Here is a 19610-nt window from a genome sequence, read left to right on the forward strand (position 1 = left end):
TCAGGTGTTGCGCGGGGAAGGGGACGCTGTGGTCGGGGAGGCGAACAGCGGCAGCAGCACCTGGTCGACGATGTCGGTTGCGGTGGCGGCGTCGACCGTGGCGGCGCGGAACAGGAATCGATCGCGCATCAGAGCCTGGCCGACGTCGAGTCGCAGGTCGGTGACAGCATCCGCCGTCATCTCGCCCCGCGCGATTGCCCGCTCGACGACCTCTGACATCAGCTGCCGCCCCATCCCCAGCGACAACGCCGACAGCTCGCCTGCCGCGACGCGATCGGCGAGCATCTCGGACAGTAGCGCGCGCAGCGCCGAACCCAGCGGGCTCGCCAGCAGCCGCGCGGTCTGACCGAGCATCGCGATGAGATCACCGCGCAGCGAACCGGTGTCCGGCACCCCCTGGGTGTCGCGCATGAGGTGGTACGCCGTGTCGCGCACGAGTTCGGCGCGCGAGTTCCAGCGTCGGTAGAGGGATGCCTTACCGGCACCGGCGCGGTCGGCGACGCGCTCCATGGTCAGATCGGCGTATCCGCTCTCGGTGAGCTCGGCCAGGACCGCGGCGTGGATCGCCGCGCGCAGGGCCTCACCGCGGCGACGCGTGGATGCCGGCGTGGATGCCAGTGGGGTGGATGCCAGTGGGGTGGATGCCAGTGGGGTGGATGCTGGAGCCGCCGCGCTCTGCTGCTGAGCGGTCAGCCGCTCGGTGCGCTCGTCAGGCACGGGTCACCCGCCCCGTCGTGCCGTCGACCCGCACCCGATCACCATCGACGAGGGTGCTGGTGCCGTCTCCGGCGCCCATCACCGCCGGCAGCCCGTACTCGCGCGCGACGATCGCGGCGTGCGAGGCGATCGAACCGGTGTCGACGACCACGGCGACGGCCCGCAGGAACAACGGCGTCCAGGCCGGATTCGTGTACGGACACACCAGCACGTCACCCTGCTGCAGCCTGTGGAAGTCCGCGGCCTCGCGGATCACGCGCACAGGCCCTTCCGCTGTGCCGCCGCCGGCCGGGGCACCACCTACGAGGGCATCCGCCACCTTCTCGCGCCGGAAGACCTGCCGCAGATCGACCAGCGGGATGCCGGCGAGCTCAGCGCGCTTCGCGGCGCGGGCGGTCACCAGTCCCCGCAGTCGGTCGACATCGGCAGGCGCGATCCGCTCGATCTCCCGGATCGCGGTGACCTCCTCCCAGCGCAGATGGAACACGTCGAACGGCTCGTCGAGCACTCCGGCGTCCCGCAGCCGGGCACCGATCTCGAGCAGCGCGCGGCGCAGGGCCGGCAGCGAGGCGGTGAAGTAGAAGTGCGTGTCCTCCCGGAACCCGACGCCCGCCTGTGCTGCCCGCATCCAACGCGTGATCAGCCGCTGCGCCCAGTGCGGACGCAGCAGCGGATGGCGCAGAAACTTCTGCAGCGCGGCCTGCGACTTCGACGATGGATCTTCCTGTGGGGGATGCTCGACGAAGGTGGCGATCATCCCGATGATGACCGCCGGCGACTCGGCGAGCGTCGGCGGGCTGACCAGCAGGGGAGATGTCGTCTCCTTGCGTCCGAAGTCGTGCCGGAAGGCGTCGAGGGCGGCAGTGAAGTCGGCGAAGTCGCCCTTCTCGAGCTCGGCGACGATCTCATCCGGAGTGCGCGCCTCGAAGAGGGCGCGCAGCGGGGCATCCGATCGCACTGTCTCCGCCAGCGCGACCAGCGCCCGCTCCGATGCCGCGGTGCGCGTCGGCGCGCCGCCGGTGAGGTCGCCAAGCATGCCCTTGCGCCCCAGCAGCGTCGCCACGATGGCCATCCGCGCGATCGCGGCGCCGGCACCGGGCAGGTAGTCGATGCGCAGGTCACGGCTGATGTCCATCAGATCCAGTGCCCGCACTGGTACCCGCTGCAGCTCACGCCACGACAGCCCCGCCAGATCGAGCGAATCGAGGGCATCGGCGCCCGCGAGCAGCCGAGCCAGGCGCGGATCGCGCGTCCAGCCCTCGACGTGGAACTGCGCGACCTTGCCGATCACCTTGAAGGGGGCGAGCAGGATGCCGGGGCCCGGATGCGGGTTGGGCGGCACGAACTGCACGACGACGCCGTCCTCCTCCCGCAGGTAGCCGGCGAACGCGCCGCGCAGGCCGAAGTACTCGGTGATCTGCCGCATCATGTCGGCCGGCCCCTTGGCCGTCCACGTCGTCATGTCCATCGGATAGGGACGCACAGGCAGGTACTCGCTGAAGATCACGCTCTGCAGCCGCTGGCGCCGGTTCATCGGCACCGCCTCCGGCGGCAGCGCCGTCATGGGCCGCGCCTGCAGGATTAAGATCTCGCCGTCGGCGATGGCCCACTCCATGTCCTGAGGGCGACCGAAGTGCCGCTCGGCGGCTCTGGCGTAGCCCGCCAGTCCTCGCAGCTGCGTCGCGTTCAGAAGCGGGGAGTCGGATGCTGGCGCCGCCACTTCTCGCACACCGCCACCCTCGATGGAGCGGATGGCGATGTCGGCGCGACCCGCGGTGAACTCGAGCTGCTCGCCGTCGGCACTGAGCAGGTAGTGGTCGGGGGTGACCATGCCGGAGACGACGGCTTCGCCGAGGCCGGCTGCCGCATCGACGACGATGCGATCGCGGGCGCCAGTGACCGGATCCGCGCTGAACATGACACCGGCGAGGTCGGCGTCGACGAGCACCTGCACGACGACGGCGATCCGCACGGTGTGCGGATCGACGCGGCGCTCACGCCGGTAGGACACCGCGCGGTCGGTCCACAAGGATGCCCAGCAGTTGCGGATCGCGTCGATGACAGCATCCACTCCGACGATGTTCAGGTAGGTGTCCTGCTGCCCGGCGAACGCGGCCCCAGGCAGGTCTTCCGCGGTGGCGCTGGAGCGCACCGCGACCGCCACCTCGCCGCCGAGCGTGGCGTATGCCTCATGCACCTGCGCGCGCAGCGCGTCGGTGATGGGTGCCTGCTGCAGCATCCGCCGCAGTTCTTCCGGCTCGGCGTCCGCAACGCGCTCCGCCAACCCGACCGCCTCGGCGGCCTGGGCATACGCATCGGTCGTGACGACGAATCCGCCCGGCACCGGCAGCCCGGCCCTCAGCAGCTCTCCGAGGTTCGCCCCCTTGCCGCCCGCGACGTCGAGGTCCCCCCGCCCCAGCTCGTCCAACCCGACGACGTTTCCCATCTGGACCCCTTAGTGAACGTACAGTTCCCTATAGATCCTCCCCCCGCCTGTCGTCGGGTGCAACACCATCACCGCAGAACGGGACGACGAGGAGGGAGTGAGAATGTTCCCGGAGCGAGCATCGGGGAGGAGCGAAGCGGAGGGGCCCCGCTCTGCGAGCGCAGGGAACCTTCTCGCGACCGCGGCCAGACACGGAAAAGCCCCTCTCCTCAGGAAAGGGGCTCTTCCGAAACAGAATCAGTTCGACATGAACCCGACGAGCAGCCCGCCCGTCACCTTCACGGCCAAATTGTAGATACCAGCGATGACCGCGCCGAGCACGGTGAACACGATGAGGTTCAGGATCGAGACGACGGCGCCGAAGGCCATCACCTGCGGCAGTCCTACCAGGCTCTCCAGGTCGACGCTGCCGTCGGTCAGGGTCGCGAGGATCTCGCCGGCCTGGGTGAGGACACCCGTCGCCTGCAGCACCATGAACACGAGGAAGAACGACACCATGGTCACGATCGCCAGCGCCACCGCTCCGAGGAACGACAGCTTCACGGCCGACCAGAAGTCCATGTAGACCAGGCGCAGGCGAACCTGCTTGCCGCCGGCTTTACGGGTGGACTTCTTGGCCAGCTTGTCAGCGACTGTGCTCATGTGTCGTTGCTCTCTTCGGATCAGACTTCGGGGGTCTCGGTGGTCTCGGGCGCCTGAGGCTCGGAGGTCTCATCCTCCGCGTCGTCCTCTTCGGTTACGGCCCGCTCACTGTTGCGGGCGACTGCCAGGATGCGGTCGCCTCCCGTGGTGCGGGCGAACACGACTCCCATGGTGTCGCGGCCCTTGGCGGGCACCTCGGCCACGGCAGAGCGTACCACCTTGCCGCTGGACAGAACCACCAAGACCTCGTCGTCCTCGGAGACGATCAGACCGCCCGCGAGTTCGCCTCGCTCATCGCTCAGCTTGGCCACCTTGATGCCGGTTCCGCCGCGCTTCTGCACCTTGTACTCGGCGACCGTGGTGCGCTTGGCGTAGCCTCCGTCGGTGACGGTGAAGACGAACGAATCCTCGGCGACGATGGATGCTGACAGCAGGTGGTCAGCGTCGTCCTTGAACTTCATGCCGCGCACACCCTCGGTGGCGCGTCCCATCGGACGCAGCGCATCATCGGTGGCGTGGAAGCGCACCGACATGCCCTTGGCGCTGATGAGCAGGATATCCTCGTCGGCGTTGACCAGCTTCGCGCTGACCAGTTCGTCACTTTCGCGCATGCGGATGGCGATGACGCCGCCCTGGCGGTTGGTGTCGTAGTCGCCGAGGCGGGTCTTCTTCACGAGTCCGCCCTGGGTGGCGAGCACCAGGTAGTCCTTGGCTGCGTAGTCACGGATGGCGAGGACCTGAGCGATCTTCTCCTCGGGCTGCAGCGCCAGCAGGTTCGCGACGTGCTGACCCTTCGCATCCCGGCCGGCCTCAGGCACCTCGTAGGTCTTGGTGCGGTAGACGCGACCCTTGTCGGTGAAGAACAGCAGCCAGTGGTGGGTCGTCGTGACGAAGAAGTGCTCGACGAGGTCGTCTGCGCGCAGCTGCGCGCCCTTCACGCCCTTGCCACCACGGTGCTGTGACCGGTAGTTGTCGCTGCGGGTGCGCTTGATGTAGCCCTCACGGGTGACGGTGACGACCATCTCCTCGACGGGGATGAGGTCCTCCATCGACATGTCGCCGTCGAAGCCGTGCAGGATGTGCGTGCGACGCTCGTCACCGAAGCGGTCGACGATCTCGGTGAGCTCGTCGTGGATGATGCCGCGCTGGCGGGCCGGCGTCGAGAGGATCTCCTTGAAGTCGGCGATCTTGATCTCGAGAGCGGCGGCCTCGTCGATCACCTTCTGTCGCTCCATTGCCGCGAGGCGACGCAGCTGCATGGTGAGGATCGCATCGGCCTGATCCCAGTCGATGGCGAGCAGCTGCTGCAGACCCTCGTTGGCCTCGTCGGCCGTGGGGGAGCGTCGGATCAGCGCGATGACCTCGTCGAGGGCATCCAATGCCTTCAGGTAGCCCTCGAGGATGTGCATGCGCATCTGCGCCTTGCGCAGCCGGAACTGCGTACGGCGCACGATCACGTCGATCTGGTGGTGCAGCCAGTGCGTGATGAAGCCGTCCAGTGCGAGCGTGCGCGGCACACCGTCGACGATCGCGAGCATGTTCGCGCCGAAGTTGTCCTGCAGTGGCGTGTGCTTGTACAGGTTGTTCAGTACGACCTTCGCGACCGCGTCGCGCTTGAGCACGACGACCAGTCGCTGACCGGTGCGGTCCGAGGACTCGTCGCGGATGTCGGCGATGCCGGTGATGCGGCCCTCGCGAGCGAGGTCGCCGATCTTCACCGCCAGGTTGTCGGGGTTGACCTGGTACGGCAACTCGGTGATGACCAGGCACGTGCGGCCCTGGATCTCCTCCACCTCGACCACCGCGCGCATCGTGATCGAGCCGCGCCCGGTGCGGTACGCCTCCTGGATGCCCTTGGTGCCGAGGATCTGCGCGCCGGTCGGGAAATCAGGACCGGGGATGCGCTGGATCAGACCCTCGAGCAGCTCCTCACGGGGAAGGTCGGGGTTCTCCAGCGCCCACAGCGCCGCAGCCGAGACCTCGCGCAGGTTGTGCGGGGGGATGTTGGTCGCCATGCCGACCGCGATGCCGATCGAGCCGTTGACCAGCAGGTTCGGGAACCGCGCCGGCAGGACGTCCGGTTCCTGGGTCTGCCCGTCGTAGTTCGGCGAGAAGTCGACAGTCTCCTCTTCGATGTCGCGCACCATCTCGAGCGCGAGCGGAGCCATCTTCGTCTCGGTGTACCGGGGAGCCGCGGCACCCATGTTGCCGGGGGAGCCGAAGTTTCCCTGGCCGAGCGCAAGCGGATAGCGCAGCGACCAGGGCTGCACCAGGCGCACGAGGGTGTCGTAGATCGCCGAGTCACCGTGCGGGTGGTACTGACCCATCACCTCGCCGACGATGCGGGCGCACTTCGAGAACGACTTGTCAGGGCGGAACCCGCCGTCGTACATGCCGTAGATCACGCGGCGGTGCACGGGCTTGAGGCCATCGCGCACATCCGGCAGCGCGCGGCCCACGATGACGGCCATCGCGTAGTCGAGATAGCTGCGCTGCATCTCGGACTGCAGGTCGACCTGGTCGATGCGGCCGTGCTCGTGACCCTCGTTGAGGTCGGGGCGTTCTTCGTCAGTCATGTGTCTTTTCGATTCCGGTCGTTCAGATCTGGGTCGCTGAGCTTGTCGAAGCGTCAGATGTCGAGGAAGCGGACGTCCTTGGCGTTGCGCTGGATGAAGGTGCGTCGGGATTCGACGTCCTCACCCATCAGCACGCTGAAGATCTCGTCGGCCGCGGCCGCGTCGTCGATGGTGATCTGGCGGAGGGTGCGCGTGGTGTGATCCATCGTGGTCTCCCACAGCTCCTTCGGGTTCATCTCGCCGAGACCCTTGTAGCGCTGGATGCCGGCGTCCTTCGGCAGGCGCTTGCCATTGGCCAGGCCGTCCTTCATCAGCGCGTCGCGCTCGACGTCCGTGTAGACGTACTCGTGTGGGGAGTTCGTCCACTTCAGGCGGTACAGCGGCGGCATCGCGAGGTAGACGAAACCGGCCTCGATCAGTCCGCGCATGTAGCGGAACAGCAGCGTCAGCAGCAGCGTCGTGATGTGCTGGCCGTCGACATCAGCATCCGCCATCAGCACGATCTTGTGATATCGCGCCTTCTCGATGTCGAAGTCCTCGCCGATGCCGGTACCGAAGGCCTGGATCATCGCCTGGACCTCTTTGTTGGCCAGAGCCTTGTCGAGACGCGCGCGCTCGACGTTGAGGATCTTGCCGCGCAGCGCCAGGATCGCCTGGGTGTGCGGGTCGCGGCCCTGCACGGCCGAGCCGCCTGCCGAGTCACCCTCGACCAGGAAGATCTCGCTGATCGAGGGGTCCTTGCTCGTGCAGTCCTTGAGCTTGTCCGGCATCGCGGCCGACTCGAAGACGCTCTTGCGACGCGCGGTCTCACGGGCCTTGCGGGCCGCCATGCGGGCGGTCGCGGCATCGATCGCCTTGCGGATCACATTCTTGGCCTGTGCCGGGTTGCGGTCCAGCCAGTCGCCGAGCTGGTCGTTCACGATCTTCTGCACGAAGGTCTTCGCCTCGGTGTTGCCGAGCTTGGTCTTCGTCTGCCCCTCGAACTGCGGCTCGCCGAGCTTGATCGAGATGACCGCGGTGAGCCCCTCGCGCACGTCGTCGCCGGAGAGGTTCTCGTCCTTCTCCTTGAGCAGGTTGTTCGCCCGGGCGTAGCGGTTGACGAGGCTGGTCAGCGCTGCGCGGAAGCCCTCCTCGTGCGTGCCACCCTCATGCGTGTTGATCGTGTTCGCGTAGGTGAAGACGTTCTCCGTGTACGACGTGGTCCACTGCATCGCGACCTCGAGCGAGATCTTGCGCTCGCTGTCCTCGGACTCGAAGTCGATGATCTCCTCGTTGACGACCTCGGCCTTGCGAACCTTGTTGAGGTACTCGACGTAGTCGACGAGACCGCGCTCATAGAGGAAGTCGTTCGACGGCTGCTTGCTGACGAGCTCGCCGTCCTCTTCCACTTCGTAGGCGTGTGCCGGGCGCTGGTCGCTCAGGGTGATGCGCAGCCCCTTGTTCAGGAATGCCATCTGCTGGAAGCGCGTGCGCAACGTCTCGTAGTCGAAGTCGATCGTCTCGGTGAAGATCGTGGCATCAGGCCAGAACGTGATCGTCGTTCCGGTCTCGTCAGTGGCGTCGCCCTTCTCCAGAGCCTGCTGGGGTTCGCCGCCGTCGGCGAAGCTGTGGCGCCATACGAAGCCCTTCTGCTTGACCTCAACATCGAAGCGCGTCGACAAGGCGTTAACGACCGACGAGCCGACGCCGTGCAGACCGCCCGAGACGGCGTACGCGCCGCCGCCGAACTTGCCACCCGCGTGCAGGATCGTGAGCACGACCTCGACGGTCGACTTGGTCGGGTCGGAGGAGTGCGGATCGACGGGGATGCCACGGCCGTTGTCCTGCACACGAACGCCGCCGTCCTCCAGCAGCGTGACGCGGATGCGGTCGGCATAGCCGGCCAGCGCCTCATCGACAGAGTTGTCGACGATCTCGTAAACCAGGTGGTGCAGGCCGCGCGGTCCGGTCGAGCCGATGTACATGCCAGGGCGCTTGCGAACAGCTTCGAGACCCTCAAGGATCTGGATCGAGTCCGCGCCGTAGTCACCGGGCACCTGCCCGCCTCCGGTCCCTGAGTTCGTCGAAGGGTCGTTCTCGGGGGCAGGGGTTTCGGGCGTCATCAGAGTTAGGTCTCCACATCGAAAGGTCACTGCCATTCTAGCGGGTTTCGGGGAGCAATATGCGGCTCAATGGCCGTGTGTGGCGTTCTGAGCGCTTTAAGGTCTGGTTGTGATGCCCTACCCGTAGGTGTCCCGTGGGCCCCGTCCGGGCACGACGCGCGGTCCCCACTTCCACGACGGGACGTCCGGACCGATGAATCGCAGATTCTGAACTCCGGCGTCCGGATAGCGATTACCGATCTCGGTCATGATCACCGCGCGCATGAACTGCAGGTTCTTCGCCCACGCCGTCGAATCGCACTTCACGGTGAGCACGCCACGTTCGAGCGACACCGGTTCGGAGTGCTTCGCGGTGTCGGAGCCGGCGAGCTCCGCCCACTGTCTCACCAGATCCTCGGCTGCGAGAGTCTTCTCCCAACCCGAATCCTTGGTGAGCTTGGCCAGCACGTCGCCGAGAGTGCCGGGGTCGCGGCCCTTCGAGAACGGGGCATTGTCATCGTCGACGACGACGCGCTTCTTGCGCTTCCAGTTCTTGGAGCTCGGCTTGAGTCCGCGCAGCCGCAGATACGTCGCGACGGTCTCGGGAGGCTGCGGATCAGTCATCGGCATCCTCCTTCGTCGGCTCTGCTGGCGACTCGGTGTTCTCGTTCGACTCGCTGTTCTCGTTCGAGTCGGTGTTCTCGTTCGTCTCCGAGCGCTCGTCGCTGATAGTACCCGCGTTGATGCGCACGACGTGCCGGTGCAGGACCTCGGGGATATCAGCCTCGACAGCCGCCGTCACGATGACCTGCTCATATCCGGAGGTGAGCTCAGCCAGTCGACGTCGACGATCAGCATCCAACTCGGCGAAGACATCGTCCAGGATCAGCACCGGATCCCCGGCCGGCGATTCGGTGCGCAGCAGCTCGGCCGATGCCAGTCGCAGCGCCAACGCGACCGACCATGATTCTCCGTGCGAGGCGTATCCCTTCACCGGAAGGTCGCGCACTCGCAGGATCAGATCGTCGCGGTGCGGCCCCACCAGGGTGAGTCCCCGTTCCATCTCCTTCGCCCTCTTGTCCTGCAGGGCAGTTCGGAAGAGCTCTTCGATCTCGCCACGGGCATCGGTTTCTACCGGTTCCTGAGCGAGCGAAGCGAGACGAAGGGCGCCCTCTTCTGGGTCGCCACCGCGCACGGACAGCGCCCAATCCAGCTGCGGACGATGGTCCGCCCCCGCGATGGCCGTGTAGGCGTCGGTCAGCGGACCCTGCAGATCGGATGCCAGTCTCATGCGTGCGTGGATGATCTCAGAGCCGAGCACGATGAGCTTGTCATCCCACACGTCGAGGGTGTTCAGTCCCTCGCCCCGCACCCCGCGGGCGCGCGCGGACTTCAGCAGCGCCGTGCGCTGACGCAGCACCCGGTCATAGTCGGCGAGCACACCAGCCATCCGTGGGATGCGCTGAATCAGCAGCTGATCTGCGAATCTTCTGCGCGCGGAGGGGTCGCCACGGACGATCTGCAGATCTTCCGGAGCGAACAGCACGACATGGGCATAGCGCGGAAGCTCATTGGGCTTCGACGGCGACCCGTTGATGCGCGCTTTGTTCGATCCCTGTCGGTTCAACTGCACTTCGACGAGAACCTTGCGGGTGCCGTGCGCGAGACGGGCCCTGATGACGGCGAACTCCTCACCATCGCGCACCATCGGCGCGTCGGAGGAGACTCGATGCGAACCGAGAGTCGCGAGGAAGACGATCGCCTCAGCGAGGTTGGTCTTGCCTTGACCGTTGCTGCCGACCAGCACGTTCGGACCGCTGTGCAACGTGAGATCGGCGGTCGCGTAATTGCGGAAATCGACCAGGTTCAGGTGCTCCACGATCACCGCATCAGCCTACCTTTCGGGTCCGACACCCGCTTGTCGCCTGCAGGTCTGCGACGTCGGGCGACATCACAGACCGTGCTGCAGATCCTTCGCGAAGTGGACCTTTTGAAAGGTGCGCTCCGTCTCGGCGAAGCCGGCCTTCTGCAGCACCCTGATCGAGGCGCCGTTCACGACCTCAGTGTCGGCGATGGCCCGCCGCGCACCATGAGACGCTGCAATCCGCAGGCCCTCGACGACAGCATCCGATGCAAGACCGCGCCCTCGCGCGGCTGCGATGAGTCCATATCCGAACTCGACGGTGTCGGTTTCATCCGGTGGGCCGAAGAATCCCAAACCGCCTATAGCCAGGCCTTTTTCGCGGATCATGTACAGCGTGAAGACCGGGTCGGGCGCGTGGTTCTGCGCCAGCATCCGCAACGGCACGAGCTCATCGTCGAATGGATACTCCGCGTGCCACCGATCACCGTCCCGCTCCTCACGCGCGATGATCCGTCGCGCGAGGTCGGGCGTGATCGGCTGCAGCGTCACCGCAGCAGCAGGTTCGGCTGCAGCAGGTACTTGAACGAGTCGAGGCCGGCCTGATCGACCGAGGTCTGGCTGGTGATCAGCACCGGGCTGAGCTTGTTGGCGTTGTCACTCGAGGTGAAGGTCACACGGGTGAACTCGCTCTTGACCGCGCCCAGTGCTTCCAGCAGGTACTGCGGGTTCAGCCCGAGCGTGACTTCGTCGCCGCCGTTGAGGTGCGCGTCGACGGACTCGGATGCCCGTGCCTGCTCACTGCCCGACGCATCCATCGTCACGCTGTCGCTGGTGAACGTGAAGCGCAGCGGCGCGGAGCGGTCGAGCACCAGGGCGACACGGCGCACGGCCTCGATGAGGTCGGCGGTGTTCACGACCGCGTAGTGGTCGGTCTGCTCGGGGAACAGGCGGCGAACGGGCGGGAAATTGCCCTTGATCAGGAGAGACGTGACGGTCTTGTTGCCCGACGTGAAGGCGATGATCTCGCGATCGCCTGCACCCGAGAACGCGATCTCGATGTTGCCGCCATGCGCGAAGGTCTTGCCGACCTCGGTGAGCGTGCGCGCCGGGACCAGGGCGGTCTGCTCGGATTCGCCGCCATCCCACGGAACATCACGCAGCGATACGCGGTACCGGTCGGTGGCGACGAGGCTGAGGTTGTGACCTGCGACCTCGAGTTGCACACCGGTGAGCACAGGAGTCACATCGTCGCGCGACGCGGCGAAGGCCACCTGTGCGATGGCGGTGCCGAAGTCCTCGGCCGGAACTACACCAGTCGCGCCGGCGACCTCGGGAATCGAGGGATATTCCTCAACGGGCATGGATGCCAGGGTGAAGCGCGCGGACCCGCAGGTGACGGCGATGCCGCCGTCTTCCTCGACAGCGATCTCGATCGGCGCGTTGGGAAGTCGGCTGGCGATGTCGGAGAGCAGTCGCCCGTGTACGAGGATCGTGCCCGGCTCGTCGACTGTCGCCTCGATGGTGGTCCGAGCCGATGCCTCGTAGTCGAATGCCGACAGAGTCAGGCCCTGATCGGATGCCTCGATGAGCACACCCGCAAGGATGGGCTGCGGATTCCGCTGAGGGAGCAGCTTGACGACGAACGACACGGCCTCGCTGAACACATCGCGGTTGACCTGAAACCTCACGGGCGCTCCCTCGTTGTACTTCGCTGCTTGCCGTGGGCCCACTGCAAGCCATCCCATGCTAGCCGTACCCCGCCAGGCGTCCACTACTCGGAAGTTGTTGTCATTCGCGGTCCGTCCACATCCATCTGGTCATCGGATAACCCTTGAAGGATGGAAATCTCTTAACGGTGTTAACAACTGTGGATTCTGTGGATAAGTCGGTGGATAGCAGTGGAGAGTAGGAAACTACATCCGTGTCACATGTGGAAACCCTGAGGAATCCGCGGGTTTCGGGGGTGTGGGTGGATCACTGCTGATCCGAAGTTATCCACAGGCGAGTGCGATTCGGGCATCCGATCGGCATCTTCTGCACAAGTTATCCACAGGCCCTGCGGATAACCGGGGCGATCCCGCGCGACGACAGGCGTGTCGGGGATCAGCGACGGTTGATCTGCGTGGTGATGTCGGTGACCTGGTTGTAGATCGATCGGCGCTCTTTCATGAGTTCGCTGATCTTCTTGCAGGCGTACATCACGGTGGTGTGATCGCGGTTGCCGAAGAGCTGACCGATCTTCGGCAGCGACAGGCTGGTGCGTTCGCGGCACAGATACATCGCGATCTGTCGAGCGGTTGCGATCTGCTGAGAACGGCTCGAACCATAGAGATCGTCCACGGTCAGCTTGAAGTACCCGGCGGTGGCGGTGATGATGTCCGTCGGCGAGATGATGTTGTCCTCGGTCGTGTCGACGATGTCCCGCAGCACGGTCTGTGCGAGAGAGATGTCGAGCGAGGAGCGGTTCAGGCTGGCGAACGCCGAGACGCGGATGAGCGCGCCCTCGAGTTCGCGGATGTTCGATGACACCACGGTGGCGATGTACTCGAGGACCTCATCCGGGATGTGCAGCGACTCGCTCTGCGCCTTCTTGCGCAGGATCGCGATGCGCGTCTCGAGGTCGGGAGCCTGCACATCGGTGATCAGACCCCACTCGAAGCGACTGCGCATGCGGTCCTCGAACCCGGTGAGCAGCTTCGGTGCGACATCACTGGTGATAACGACCTGCTTGTTGTGGTCGTGCAGCTGGTTGAAGGTGTGGAAGAACGCCTCTTGCGTCTCGGCTCGTCCCTGCAGAAATTGGATGTCGTCGATGAGCAGGATGTCGACCTCGCGGTAGCGGCTCTGGAATGCCGCGCCCCGGTTGTTCGCGATCGAGTTGATGAAGTCGTTCGTAAACTCCTCGCTGGAGACATATCTGACCTTCACCCCCGTGTAGAGGGACTGGGCGTAGTCGCCGATCGCGTGCAGAAGGTGGGTCTTGCCCAGACCGGAGTCGCCGTAGATGAACAGCGGGTTGTATGCCTTGGCCGGTGCTTCGGCGACGGCGACCGCCGCGGCGTGGGCGAAGCGGTTGGACTGGCCGATGACGAAATTGTCGAAGGTGTACTTCGGGTTGAGTCGTGACTCGTGACGCAGCGGGGTCGGCTGCTGCTCGATGGGGGACTCGACCCTGAGGGGCTCGGATGCTGCGAAGTCGGGGACCGCGATCGGCGCGGTCGGCTGGTCGGCCAGTTCGTGGTTGACGACGGTCCGATAGGACGTGACTTCGTCGCCGCTCGCGGAAAGAGCTTCCATCAGGGGGATGCGCAACCGCTTGTTGATCTGCGCGGCGGTGAGATCGTTCGGCACATCGAGGTACAGCACGCCGCCCATGACGCCGGCGGGAACGACCAGGCTGAGGAAGCCGTGCAGCTGAGGGCTGACACGGTCGTCAGCTGCGAGACGTTCGAGCAGGGTTGACCAGATCGGTACGTCGGGCTGGGCGGGAGAGGTCATGGTGCTCCGGGCGGGGTTGTGGAAAGGTCGCCTTGAAGCGTGATCTCCCCCTGTGGATAACGTTCGTTGCAACGGTAGTCATCGGTACGCGGAACAGCAAGCCGCCCGCGGAAACACGCGGGTGTGTCGCAGTGGTGGGATCTGTCCACAGTTGTGGATAATGGGTGTGCGCAACTCGGCGGGTGCACAGCAGCGCTCAGTGGCGGATTTGCCCTGCGCCGCGGCAGGTCGTACCCTTAATCGGTTGACTTATGCCTATTGGCAGTACCCCCTGTCTCCGGATGCAGAACCCCGGTGACACCACCAGTTCCGGAGTGATTCCATGACCAAGCGCACCTTCCAGCCCAACAACCGTCGTCGTGCCAAGAAGCACGGCTTCCGTGCCCGCATGCGCACCCGCGCCGGCCGCGCCATCCTTTCGGCACGCCGCACGAAGGGCCGCACCGAGCTCTCGGCGTAAAGCCCAGTGCTTGCCCGGCCGAATCGTCTGACCCGTGGCGTCGACTACCGACAGGTAGTCCGTCGTGGAACGCGATGCGGCGGACCGCGTCTGATCACCTCGGTGCTCGCCGGCGCGGATCAACGGGCACCCCGGTTCGGGTTCATCATCAGCAAGCAGGTAGGAACCGCCGTGGTTCGCAACACCGTTCGCCGTCGCTTGAAGGCAGTGTGCGCGGAGTTCATCGACACGGTTCCTGAGGGCACGGATGTCGTCATCCGTGCCCTTCCTGCATCCGCCACCGCGGATTTCGCGTCACTGCGAGCGGATGTCGCTCGCTGCCTGAATCGCCTGGTCCCCGGTCCGGTGCGGGCATGAGTGCGCTGCCGTCGTACTCGTTCGGAACGGCGAAGTTCCGGGCATCCGATCTCCTTCGAGGTCTCCTTGTGCTGCCGCGCAACCTCGTGCTGGCATTCCTCGTCCTGTACCGGGCGATCATCTCTCCGCTGTATGGCGACGTATGCAGGTATTACCCGTCCTGTTCCGCGTACGCTGTAGGAGCGGTTCAGCAGCATGGCGCCGTGTGGGGAGCAATGCTCTCGGCATGGCGCATCCTGCGTTGCAATCCGTGGAGCAAAGGCGGCGTCGATGACGTTCGCCCGCACGCTCACTTCCGATACGACCTGACCGCCCGCGGTTTCGTCGTACCTGCTCGAAAGGACTGAACAGTGGGTCTTGACCTCCTGCTCGCAAGCACCACGCCTCCGGCTGACTCCGGCGGCGGTTTTGACCTGTTCGGTGCCATCCTCTGGCCACTGAAGTGGGCGGTTGAGCTCATCCTCGTCGCCTGGCACTGGGTGCTCACGGCGGCCGGGATGCCCGCTGCTGCCGGTCTCACCTGGGTGCTGTCGATCGTCGGTCTCGTTCTGGTCGTGCGAGCGGCGGTCTTCCCGCTGTTCGTGAAGCAGATCAAGAGCCAGCGGAAGATGATGGAAATTGCTCCTGAACTGCGAAAAGTTCAGGAGAAGTACAAGGGCAAGAAGGATCAGCTCTCTCGTGAGGCGATGAGCCGCGAGACCATGGCGCTTTACAAGAAGCACGGCACGACGCCGATGTCGAGCTGTCTGCCGTTGCTGGTGCAGATGCCGATCTTCTTCGCGCTGTTCAGCGTGCTGCGCGACGTCGGAACCCACGCTCAGCAGGGCACGGGCGGCGTCGGCATGCTGAGCCCGGAGCTGACGCAGGAGTTCTACGACGCCACGTTGTTCGGCAGTGTGTCGCTGCACGAGACGCTCGGCGAGGCCTGGGCAGACCAGAACGTGCCGGCCATCGCCCTCCTGGCCACCCTTGTGGTGCTGATGATCGCGTCGCAGTTCTTCACGCAGCTGCAGATCATCTCGAAGAACCTGTCGCCCGAGGCCAAGACCGGCCAGGCGTACCAGATGCAGAAGATCATGCTGTACGTGCTGCCGCTCGGCTTCATCTTCTCGGGTGTGTTCTTCCCGCTCGGCGTCGTCATCTACTGGTTCATCTCGAACCTGTGGACCATGGGACAGCAGTTCTTGGTCATCCGCGAGATGCCGACCCCTGGCTCGGAGGCCGCCAAGGCTCGCGAGGAGCGCCTGGCTCGCAAGGGTAAGGCCATCAACGCCGAGGGCAAGATCGTTCCGATCGAGGTTGTTCAGGCAGAAGAGCAGCGCAAGTTGGAAGAGGTCGAGAAGGCCAAGGCCGAGGCCCCGAAGCGTGAGCAGCCGATGAGCAAGAAGCGCGCGAAGAAGAAGGGGTCGAACTGATGACCGCTGAAGATCTGAAGACGCCGACCGGTGCATCGGTCGATGAGCTCGAGCACGAAGGGGATGTCGCAGCCGACTTCCTGGAAGAGCTGCTGGACATCGCTGACATCGACGGCGACCTGAACCTCGATGTTCGTCAGGGCCGGGCATACGTCTCGGTCGAGGCGGAAGGCGATGGGGTGTCGGTGCTGTCTGCACCCGACACCGTGCAGGCTCTTCAAGAGCTGACGCGTCTCGCCGTACAGAGCAAGACGGGAGCCTTCTCCCGTCTGATCCTGGACATCGGCGGCTCGCGGGACACGCGGCGTCGCCAGTTGGAGACGCTTGTGGATGCTGCCATGGCCAAGCTCGACGCCGGCTCGACCCAGGCGTCGCTGCCCGCAATGTCGAGCTATGAGCGCAAACTCGTGCACGACATCGTGTCGGACCGTGGCCTTGTCTCGGAATCCTATGGTGAGGGCGCAGACCGCCACACGGTGGTCAGCCGCGGCTGATCCGGAGGGGATGTTTCACGTGAAACATCGCGTGTCCATCCCTGCCCCCGGTCATTGAGCGAGCGAAGCGAGACGAAATGTCCCTCCCCACAGATCCGACTCCCGAACTCGAACCCACCTCAGCGGCCGCCCTCTTCGGCGCCCGCATCGACCTGGCGCGCAAGTTCACCGCGGCGCTGGTCGCCGAGGGGGAGCTGCGGGGCCTTATCGGCCCGCTTGAGCTTCCGCGCATCTGGACGCGCCATATTCTGAACTCGGGTATTGCGGCCCCGATGTTCCACGGTTCGGTGGCTGATGTCGGTTCTGGCGCAGGGTTGCCCGGGTTGGTGCTCGCAATTGCCCGTCCCGATGTGCAGTGGACGCTGATCGAGCCGATGGAACGGCGCGTCACCTGGCTGAACGAGCAGGTCGAATCTCTCGGTCTCGACAACGTGACCGTCATGCGTGCGCGGGGTGAGGACGTGGGGCTGGAGTTCGACGTCGTGACAGCTCGCGCTGTGAGCGCCCTGCGTACGTTGGTGCCGATCACCGCCCCGCTCGCAAAGGACGGCGGCGAGTTGATCTTCCTCAAGGGTCACAATGTGCCGGCCGAGATCGAGGCGGCCCAGAAGGTCTTCAAGAAGTACAAGGTCTCCGGCGCTGCCGTCGAGATTCTCGGTGAGGATGTTCTGTCCGAGCCGACGCGCGTCTTCCGCGCTCACGTTCGCGCCTGAAGGCTACCCCTGCCCCGGTCGTTGAGCGAGCGCAGCGAGTCGAAACGTCCGCCGGCACGTTGTCGGAATGTTTCACGTGGAACATCGCTGCTCTCGTCGTTGCGCTCCTTGGGTGCCGCTCCCCCCGGTCATTGAGCGAGTGGAGCGAGTCGAAATGTTCGTGCTCGCCGATGACCTCTGCCCCGTAGGAGAACTTGGCATGTTTCACGTGAAACGTCGTCGGCGTGGGTGCCTGAATTATGCGTCGCTGCTCCGCGCGTCGCTCGGCCCGGTCGTTGAGCGAGCGGAGCGAGTCGAAACGTCCACGGCCCATATAGCAGTCACACCCAGCACTACTGATGCGCCACGTGGAAGACCCCCGATCATCCCGACCGCATTTCGACTCGTCGCTGCGCTCCTCGCTCTATGACCGAAGAGGGAGGGAGATCCATTCCGGCCATTGAGCGAGCGGCAGCGAGTCGAAATGCTCGTGCCCCTGGTGACCGCCGCGTGTAAGAGAACTGGGCATGTTTCACGTGAAACAAGGTCGGCTGGGGTGCTCGTCAGTGGCTCGGCGCCGCGCCCGTCACTCAGCCCCGTGGGGGGCATGACTTTCGCCCCGGACGTTGAGCGAGAGCAGCGAGTCGAAACGTCCACTTCCCAGATCGCACTCACATCCGGTGGTACGGATGCTTCGCATGAAACACCCCGTAGCACCCCGACAGCACTTCGACTCGTCGCGGCCCTCCTCGCTCAATGACCGAACGCGAAGCCCGCTCTTCCGCACCCCGGGAGCGTCGGCGCCGCCGGTGGAGCGCACCAGCATTTCGACTCGTCGCTGCGCTTCTCGCTCAATGACCGAAGGGGGGAGGGACACCCATTCCGGTCATTGAGCGAGCGGTAGCGAGTCGAAATGTCGTACTGGCCAATGGGCTCCGTGTGTAAGAGAACTGGGCATGTTTCACGTGAAACACCCCATCTTGGGTGCCTACATCGTGGGTCACCGTTGCACGCGTCACTCAACCCCGGTCGTTGAGCGAGTGCAGCGAATCGCAACGCCGACGTCCCAGATAGCAGTTACACCCACTGCTACGGATGCTTCACTTGGAAGACCCCGGAGCGCCCCGACAGCATTTCGACTCGTCGCTGCGCTCCTCGCTCAATGACCGAAGGGGGAGGGACACCCATTCCGGTCATTGAGTGAGCGGTAGCGAGTCGAAATGCTCGTGCCCCTGGTGGCCGCCGCGTGTAAGGGAACTGCGCATGTTTCTCGTGAAACGCCGTCGGCTCGAGTGCTTGTATGTGTGACAGCGCAGCGCTTCCGTCCCAAACCGTCGGTCGGTAGGGGCAGTACCCCGCTTGGTGATGGCGGGGCATTGGTGCTCTATCTGAGCACCAGGGGTGCCAACATTTCGACTCGTCGCTGCGCTTCTCGCTCAATGACCGGGGAGTGACATCACTGAGCCCGGTCGTTGAGCGAGCGCAGCGAGTCGAAACGCCTTAGGGCGAGACAGTTCATGCCGTGTTGCCGGGGTGTTTCACGTGAAACACAGTCGGTGCTGCACGCGGGCGCACTTCGACTCGTCGCTGCGCTCGTCGCTCAATGACCGAGAAGAGGTACGACTGCTCCCGGTCGTTGAGAGAGCGGGGCGAGTAGACGCATCCTTGTGCTGTCTCGGTCGATCCTTCTCCCCAAGTCACCGTTTCACGTGAAACATTCACAGCGGCCGGGATCAGTGGGCTACGTCTGAATTCCCGATCCGTACGCTCGCATGATGATCGGATACACGTACATGCTTCGCTGCTCCGATGGGACCTTCTACGTCGGCAGTACGAAAGATCTGGACACTCGGCTCGAAACTCATGCGCAGGGATTAGGCAGCGACTACACCTCATGCCGACTGCCCGTGCAGCTGATGTGGTGGGCCGAGTTCGACCGAATCGACGAAGCCTTCGCACTCGAGAAGCGGATGCAGGGATGGAGTCACGCGAAGCGGTTGGCCTTCACCGAAGGCGGATTCGACGCCATCAAAGGCTGGAGTGCTCGCGAACGCGCGCTGCGGCGGGGTGCTGCTTCTGCTGAAGGGTGAAGCACGGTGTGGCGGGATGGAGCATTTCGACTCGGCTTCGCCTCGCTCAATGACCGGGGGTGGGGGAGGGCGGTCGTTGAGCGAGCGCCAGTGAGTCGAAACGGGGTCCTGGAAAGGAGGGTGGCCATTTCGTCTCGGCTTCGCCTTGCTCAATGACCGGGGAGAGGGGCATTTCGTCTCGGCTTCGCCTCGCTCAATGACCGGAGCGCCCGCGGCAATTCGCGCTCCTCGCTCAACGACCTGACCGTGTCGGTTAGAGTTGTAGACGGTCCCGAAAG

17 protein-coding genes are annotated in these 19610 nt (G+C 65.0%); 7 read left to right on the plus strand and 10 right to left on the minus strand.

Features of this window, described 5'->3' with window-relative positions:
* The 10 genes from MNR00_RS00100 to dnaA all read right to left on the minus strand — a co-directional run bounded on the left by MNR00_RS00100 (position 1) and on the right by dnaA (position 13824).
* Positions 1-717 carry a TetR/AcrR family transcriptional regulator gene (locus MNR00_RS00100; protein ID WP_241927141.1) on the minus strand — a complete coding sequence of 239 codons (717 nt, stop codon included), beginning with the start codon at positions 715-717 and terminating at the stop codon, positions 1-3.
* Positions 710-3163 carry a PEP/pyruvate-binding domain-containing protein gene (locus MNR00_RS00105; RefSeq protein WP_241927142.1) on the minus strand — a complete coding sequence of 818 codons (2454 nt, stop codon included), beginning with the start codon at positions 3161-3163 and terminating at the stop codon, positions 710-712. The genes MNR00_RS00100 and MNR00_RS00105 overlap by 8 nt, the downstream gene beginning before the upstream one ends.
* 237 nt (positions 3164-3400) lie before the next feature.
* Entirely contained in the window at positions 3401-3805 is a 405-nt protein-coding gene (locus MNR00_RS00110) for a DUF3566 domain-containing protein (RefSeq protein WP_241927143.1), read from the minus strand.
* 20 nt (positions 3806-3825) lie between these two features.
* Complete coding sequence (gene gyrA / locus MNR00_RS00115; RefSeq protein ID WP_241927144.1) at positions 3826-6381, minus strand: DNA gyrase subunit A; 2556 nt, start codon at positions 6379-6381, stop codon at positions 3826-3828.
* A gap of 53 nt (positions 6382-6434) precedes the next feature.
* A complete protein-coding gene (gene gyrB / locus MNR00_RS00120) occupies positions 6435-8483 on the minus strand; it encodes a DNA topoisomerase (ATP-hydrolyzing) subunit B (RefSeq protein ID WP_241927145.1) in 2049 nt (682 codons plus the stop codon).
* A gap of 117 nt (positions 8484-8600) precedes the next feature.
* Positions 8601-9086: a DciA family protein gene (locus MNR00_RS00125; RefSeq protein WP_241927146.1), complete on the minus strand. Its 486-nt coding sequence runs from the start codon at positions 9084-9086 to the stop codon at positions 8601-8603.
* The gene (gene recF, locus MNR00_RS00130) at positions 9079-10347 is read right to left on the minus strand and encodes a DNA replication/repair protein RecF (RefSeq protein ID WP_241927147.1); all 1269 of its coding nucleotides are present in this window, start codon (positions 10345-10347) and stop codon (positions 9079-9081) included. Before recF ends, MNR00_RS00125 begins: the two co-directional genes overlap by 8 nt.
* Positions 10348-10413: 66 nt before the next feature.
* Positions 10414-10875: a GNAT family N-acetyltransferase gene (locus tag MNR00_RS00135; protein WP_241927148.1), complete on the minus strand. Its 462-nt coding sequence runs from the start codon at positions 10873-10875 to the stop codon at positions 10414-10416.
* Positions 10872-12014 carry a DNA polymerase III subunit beta gene (dnaN, locus tag MNR00_RS00140; protein WP_241927149.1) on the minus strand — a complete coding sequence of 381 codons (1143 nt, stop codon included), beginning with the start codon at positions 12012-12014 and terminating at the stop codon, positions 10872-10874. The genes MNR00_RS00135 and dnaN overlap by 4 nt, the downstream gene beginning before the upstream one ends.
* Positions 12015-12429: 415 nt before the next feature.
* Entirely contained in the window at positions 12430-13824 is a 1395-nt protein-coding gene (gene dnaA / locus MNR00_RS00145) for a chromosomal replication initiator protein DnaA (protein ID WP_241927150.1), read from the minus strand.
* A 322-nt stretch (positions 13825-14146) separates the two neighbouring features.
* Here dnaA and rpmH point away from each other — a divergent pair, with 322 nt between their 5' ends.
* The 7 genes from rpmH (at position 14147) to MNR00_RS00180 (ending at position 19332) form a co-directional block, all read left to right on the plus strand.
* A complete protein-coding gene (gene rpmH / locus MNR00_RS00150) occupies positions 14147-14284 on the plus strand; it encodes a 50S ribosomal protein L34 (RefSeq protein WP_241927151.1) in 138 nt (45 codons plus the stop codon).
* 6 nt (positions 14285-14290) lie between these two features.
* Complete coding sequence (gene rnpA / locus MNR00_RS00155) at positions 14291-14641, plus strand: ribonuclease P protein component (RefSeq protein ID WP_241927152.1); 351 nt, start codon at positions 14291-14293, stop codon at positions 14639-14641.
* Positions 14638-14988: a membrane protein insertion efficiency factor YidD gene (gene yidD, locus MNR00_RS00160; protein WP_241927153.1), complete on the plus strand. Its 351-nt coding sequence runs from the start codon at positions 14638-14640 to the stop codon at positions 14986-14988. The genes rnpA and yidD overlap by 4 nt, the downstream gene beginning before the upstream one ends.
* A gap of 3 nt (positions 14989-14991) precedes the next feature.
* Positions 14992-16056 carry a membrane protein insertase YidC gene (gene yidC, locus MNR00_RS00165; protein WP_241927154.1) on the plus strand — a complete coding sequence of 355 codons (1065 nt, stop codon included), beginning with the start codon at positions 14992-14994 and terminating at the stop codon, positions 16054-16056.
* Positions 16056-16550 carry a R3H domain-containing nucleic acid-binding protein gene (locus MNR00_RS00170; RefSeq protein ID WP_241927155.1) on the plus strand — a complete coding sequence of 165 codons (495 nt, stop codon included), beginning with the start codon at positions 16056-16058 and terminating at the stop codon, positions 16548-16550. Before yidC ends, MNR00_RS00170 begins: the two co-directional genes overlap by 1 nt.
* Before the next feature lie 77 nt (positions 16551-16627).
* Positions 16628-17263 (plus strand): 16S rRNA (guanine(527)-N(7))-methyltransferase RsmG, encoded by a 636-nt coding sequence (gene rsmG / locus MNR00_RS00175; protein WP_241927156.1) that lies wholly within the window; start codon positions 16628-16630, stop codon positions 17261-17263.
* A 1751-nt stretch (positions 17264-19014) separates the two neighbouring features.
* Positions 19015-19332: a GIY-YIG nuclease family protein gene (locus tag MNR00_RS00180; protein WP_241927157.1), complete on the plus strand. Its 318-nt coding sequence runs from the start codon at positions 19015-19017 to the stop codon at positions 19330-19332.
* Positions 19333-19610: the final 278 nt, after the last annotated feature.

This window comes from Microbacterium sp. H1-D42 (genome assembly GCF_022637555.1).
GTDB lineage: Bacteria > Actinomycetota > Actinomycetes > Actinomycetales > Microbacteriaceae > Microbacterium.

Coding starts and splice junctions, on each gene's coding strand:
- MNR00_RS00105 (WP_241927142.1), bottom strand. CDS start 3,163: ATGGGAAACGTCGTCGGGTTGGACGAGCTGGGGCGGGGGGACCTCGAC.
- MNR00_RS00110 (WP_241927143.1), bottom strand. CDS start 3,805: ATGAGCACAGTCGCTGACAAGCTGGCCAAGAAGTCCACCCGTAAAGCC.
- gyrA (WP_241927144.1), bottom strand. CDS start 6,381: ATGACTGACGAAGAACGCCCCGACCTCAACGAGGGTCACGAGCACGGC.
- gyrB (WP_241927145.1), bottom strand. CDS start 8,483: ATGACGCCCGAAACCCCTGCCCCCGAGAACGACCCTTCGACGAACTCA.
- MNR00_RS00125 (WP_241927146.1), bottom strand. CDS start 9,086: ATGACTGATCCGCAGCCTCCCGAGACCGTCGCGACGTATCTGCGGCTG.
- dnaA (WP_241927150.1), bottom strand. CDS start 13,824: ATGACCTCTCCCGCCCAGCCCGACGTACCGATCTGGTCAACCCTGCTC.
- rpmH (WP_241927151.1), top strand. CDS start 14,147: ATGACCAAGCGCACCTTCCAGCCCAACAACCGTCGTCGTGCCAAGAAG.
- yidD (WP_241927153.1), top strand. CDS start 14,638: ATGAGTGCGCTGCCGTCGTACTCGTTCGGAACGGCGAAGTTCCGGGCA.
- MNR00_RS00170 (WP_241927155.1), top strand. CDS start 16,056: ATGACCGCTGAAGATCTGAAGACGCCGACCGGTGCATCGGTCGATGAG.
- rsmG (WP_241927156.1), top strand. CDS start 16,628: ATGTCCCTCCCCACAGATCCGACTCCCGAACTCGAACCCACCTCAGCG.
- MNR00_RS00180 (WP_241927157.1), top strand. CDS start 19,015: ATGATGATCGGATACACGTACATGCTTCGCTGCTCCGATGGGACCTTC.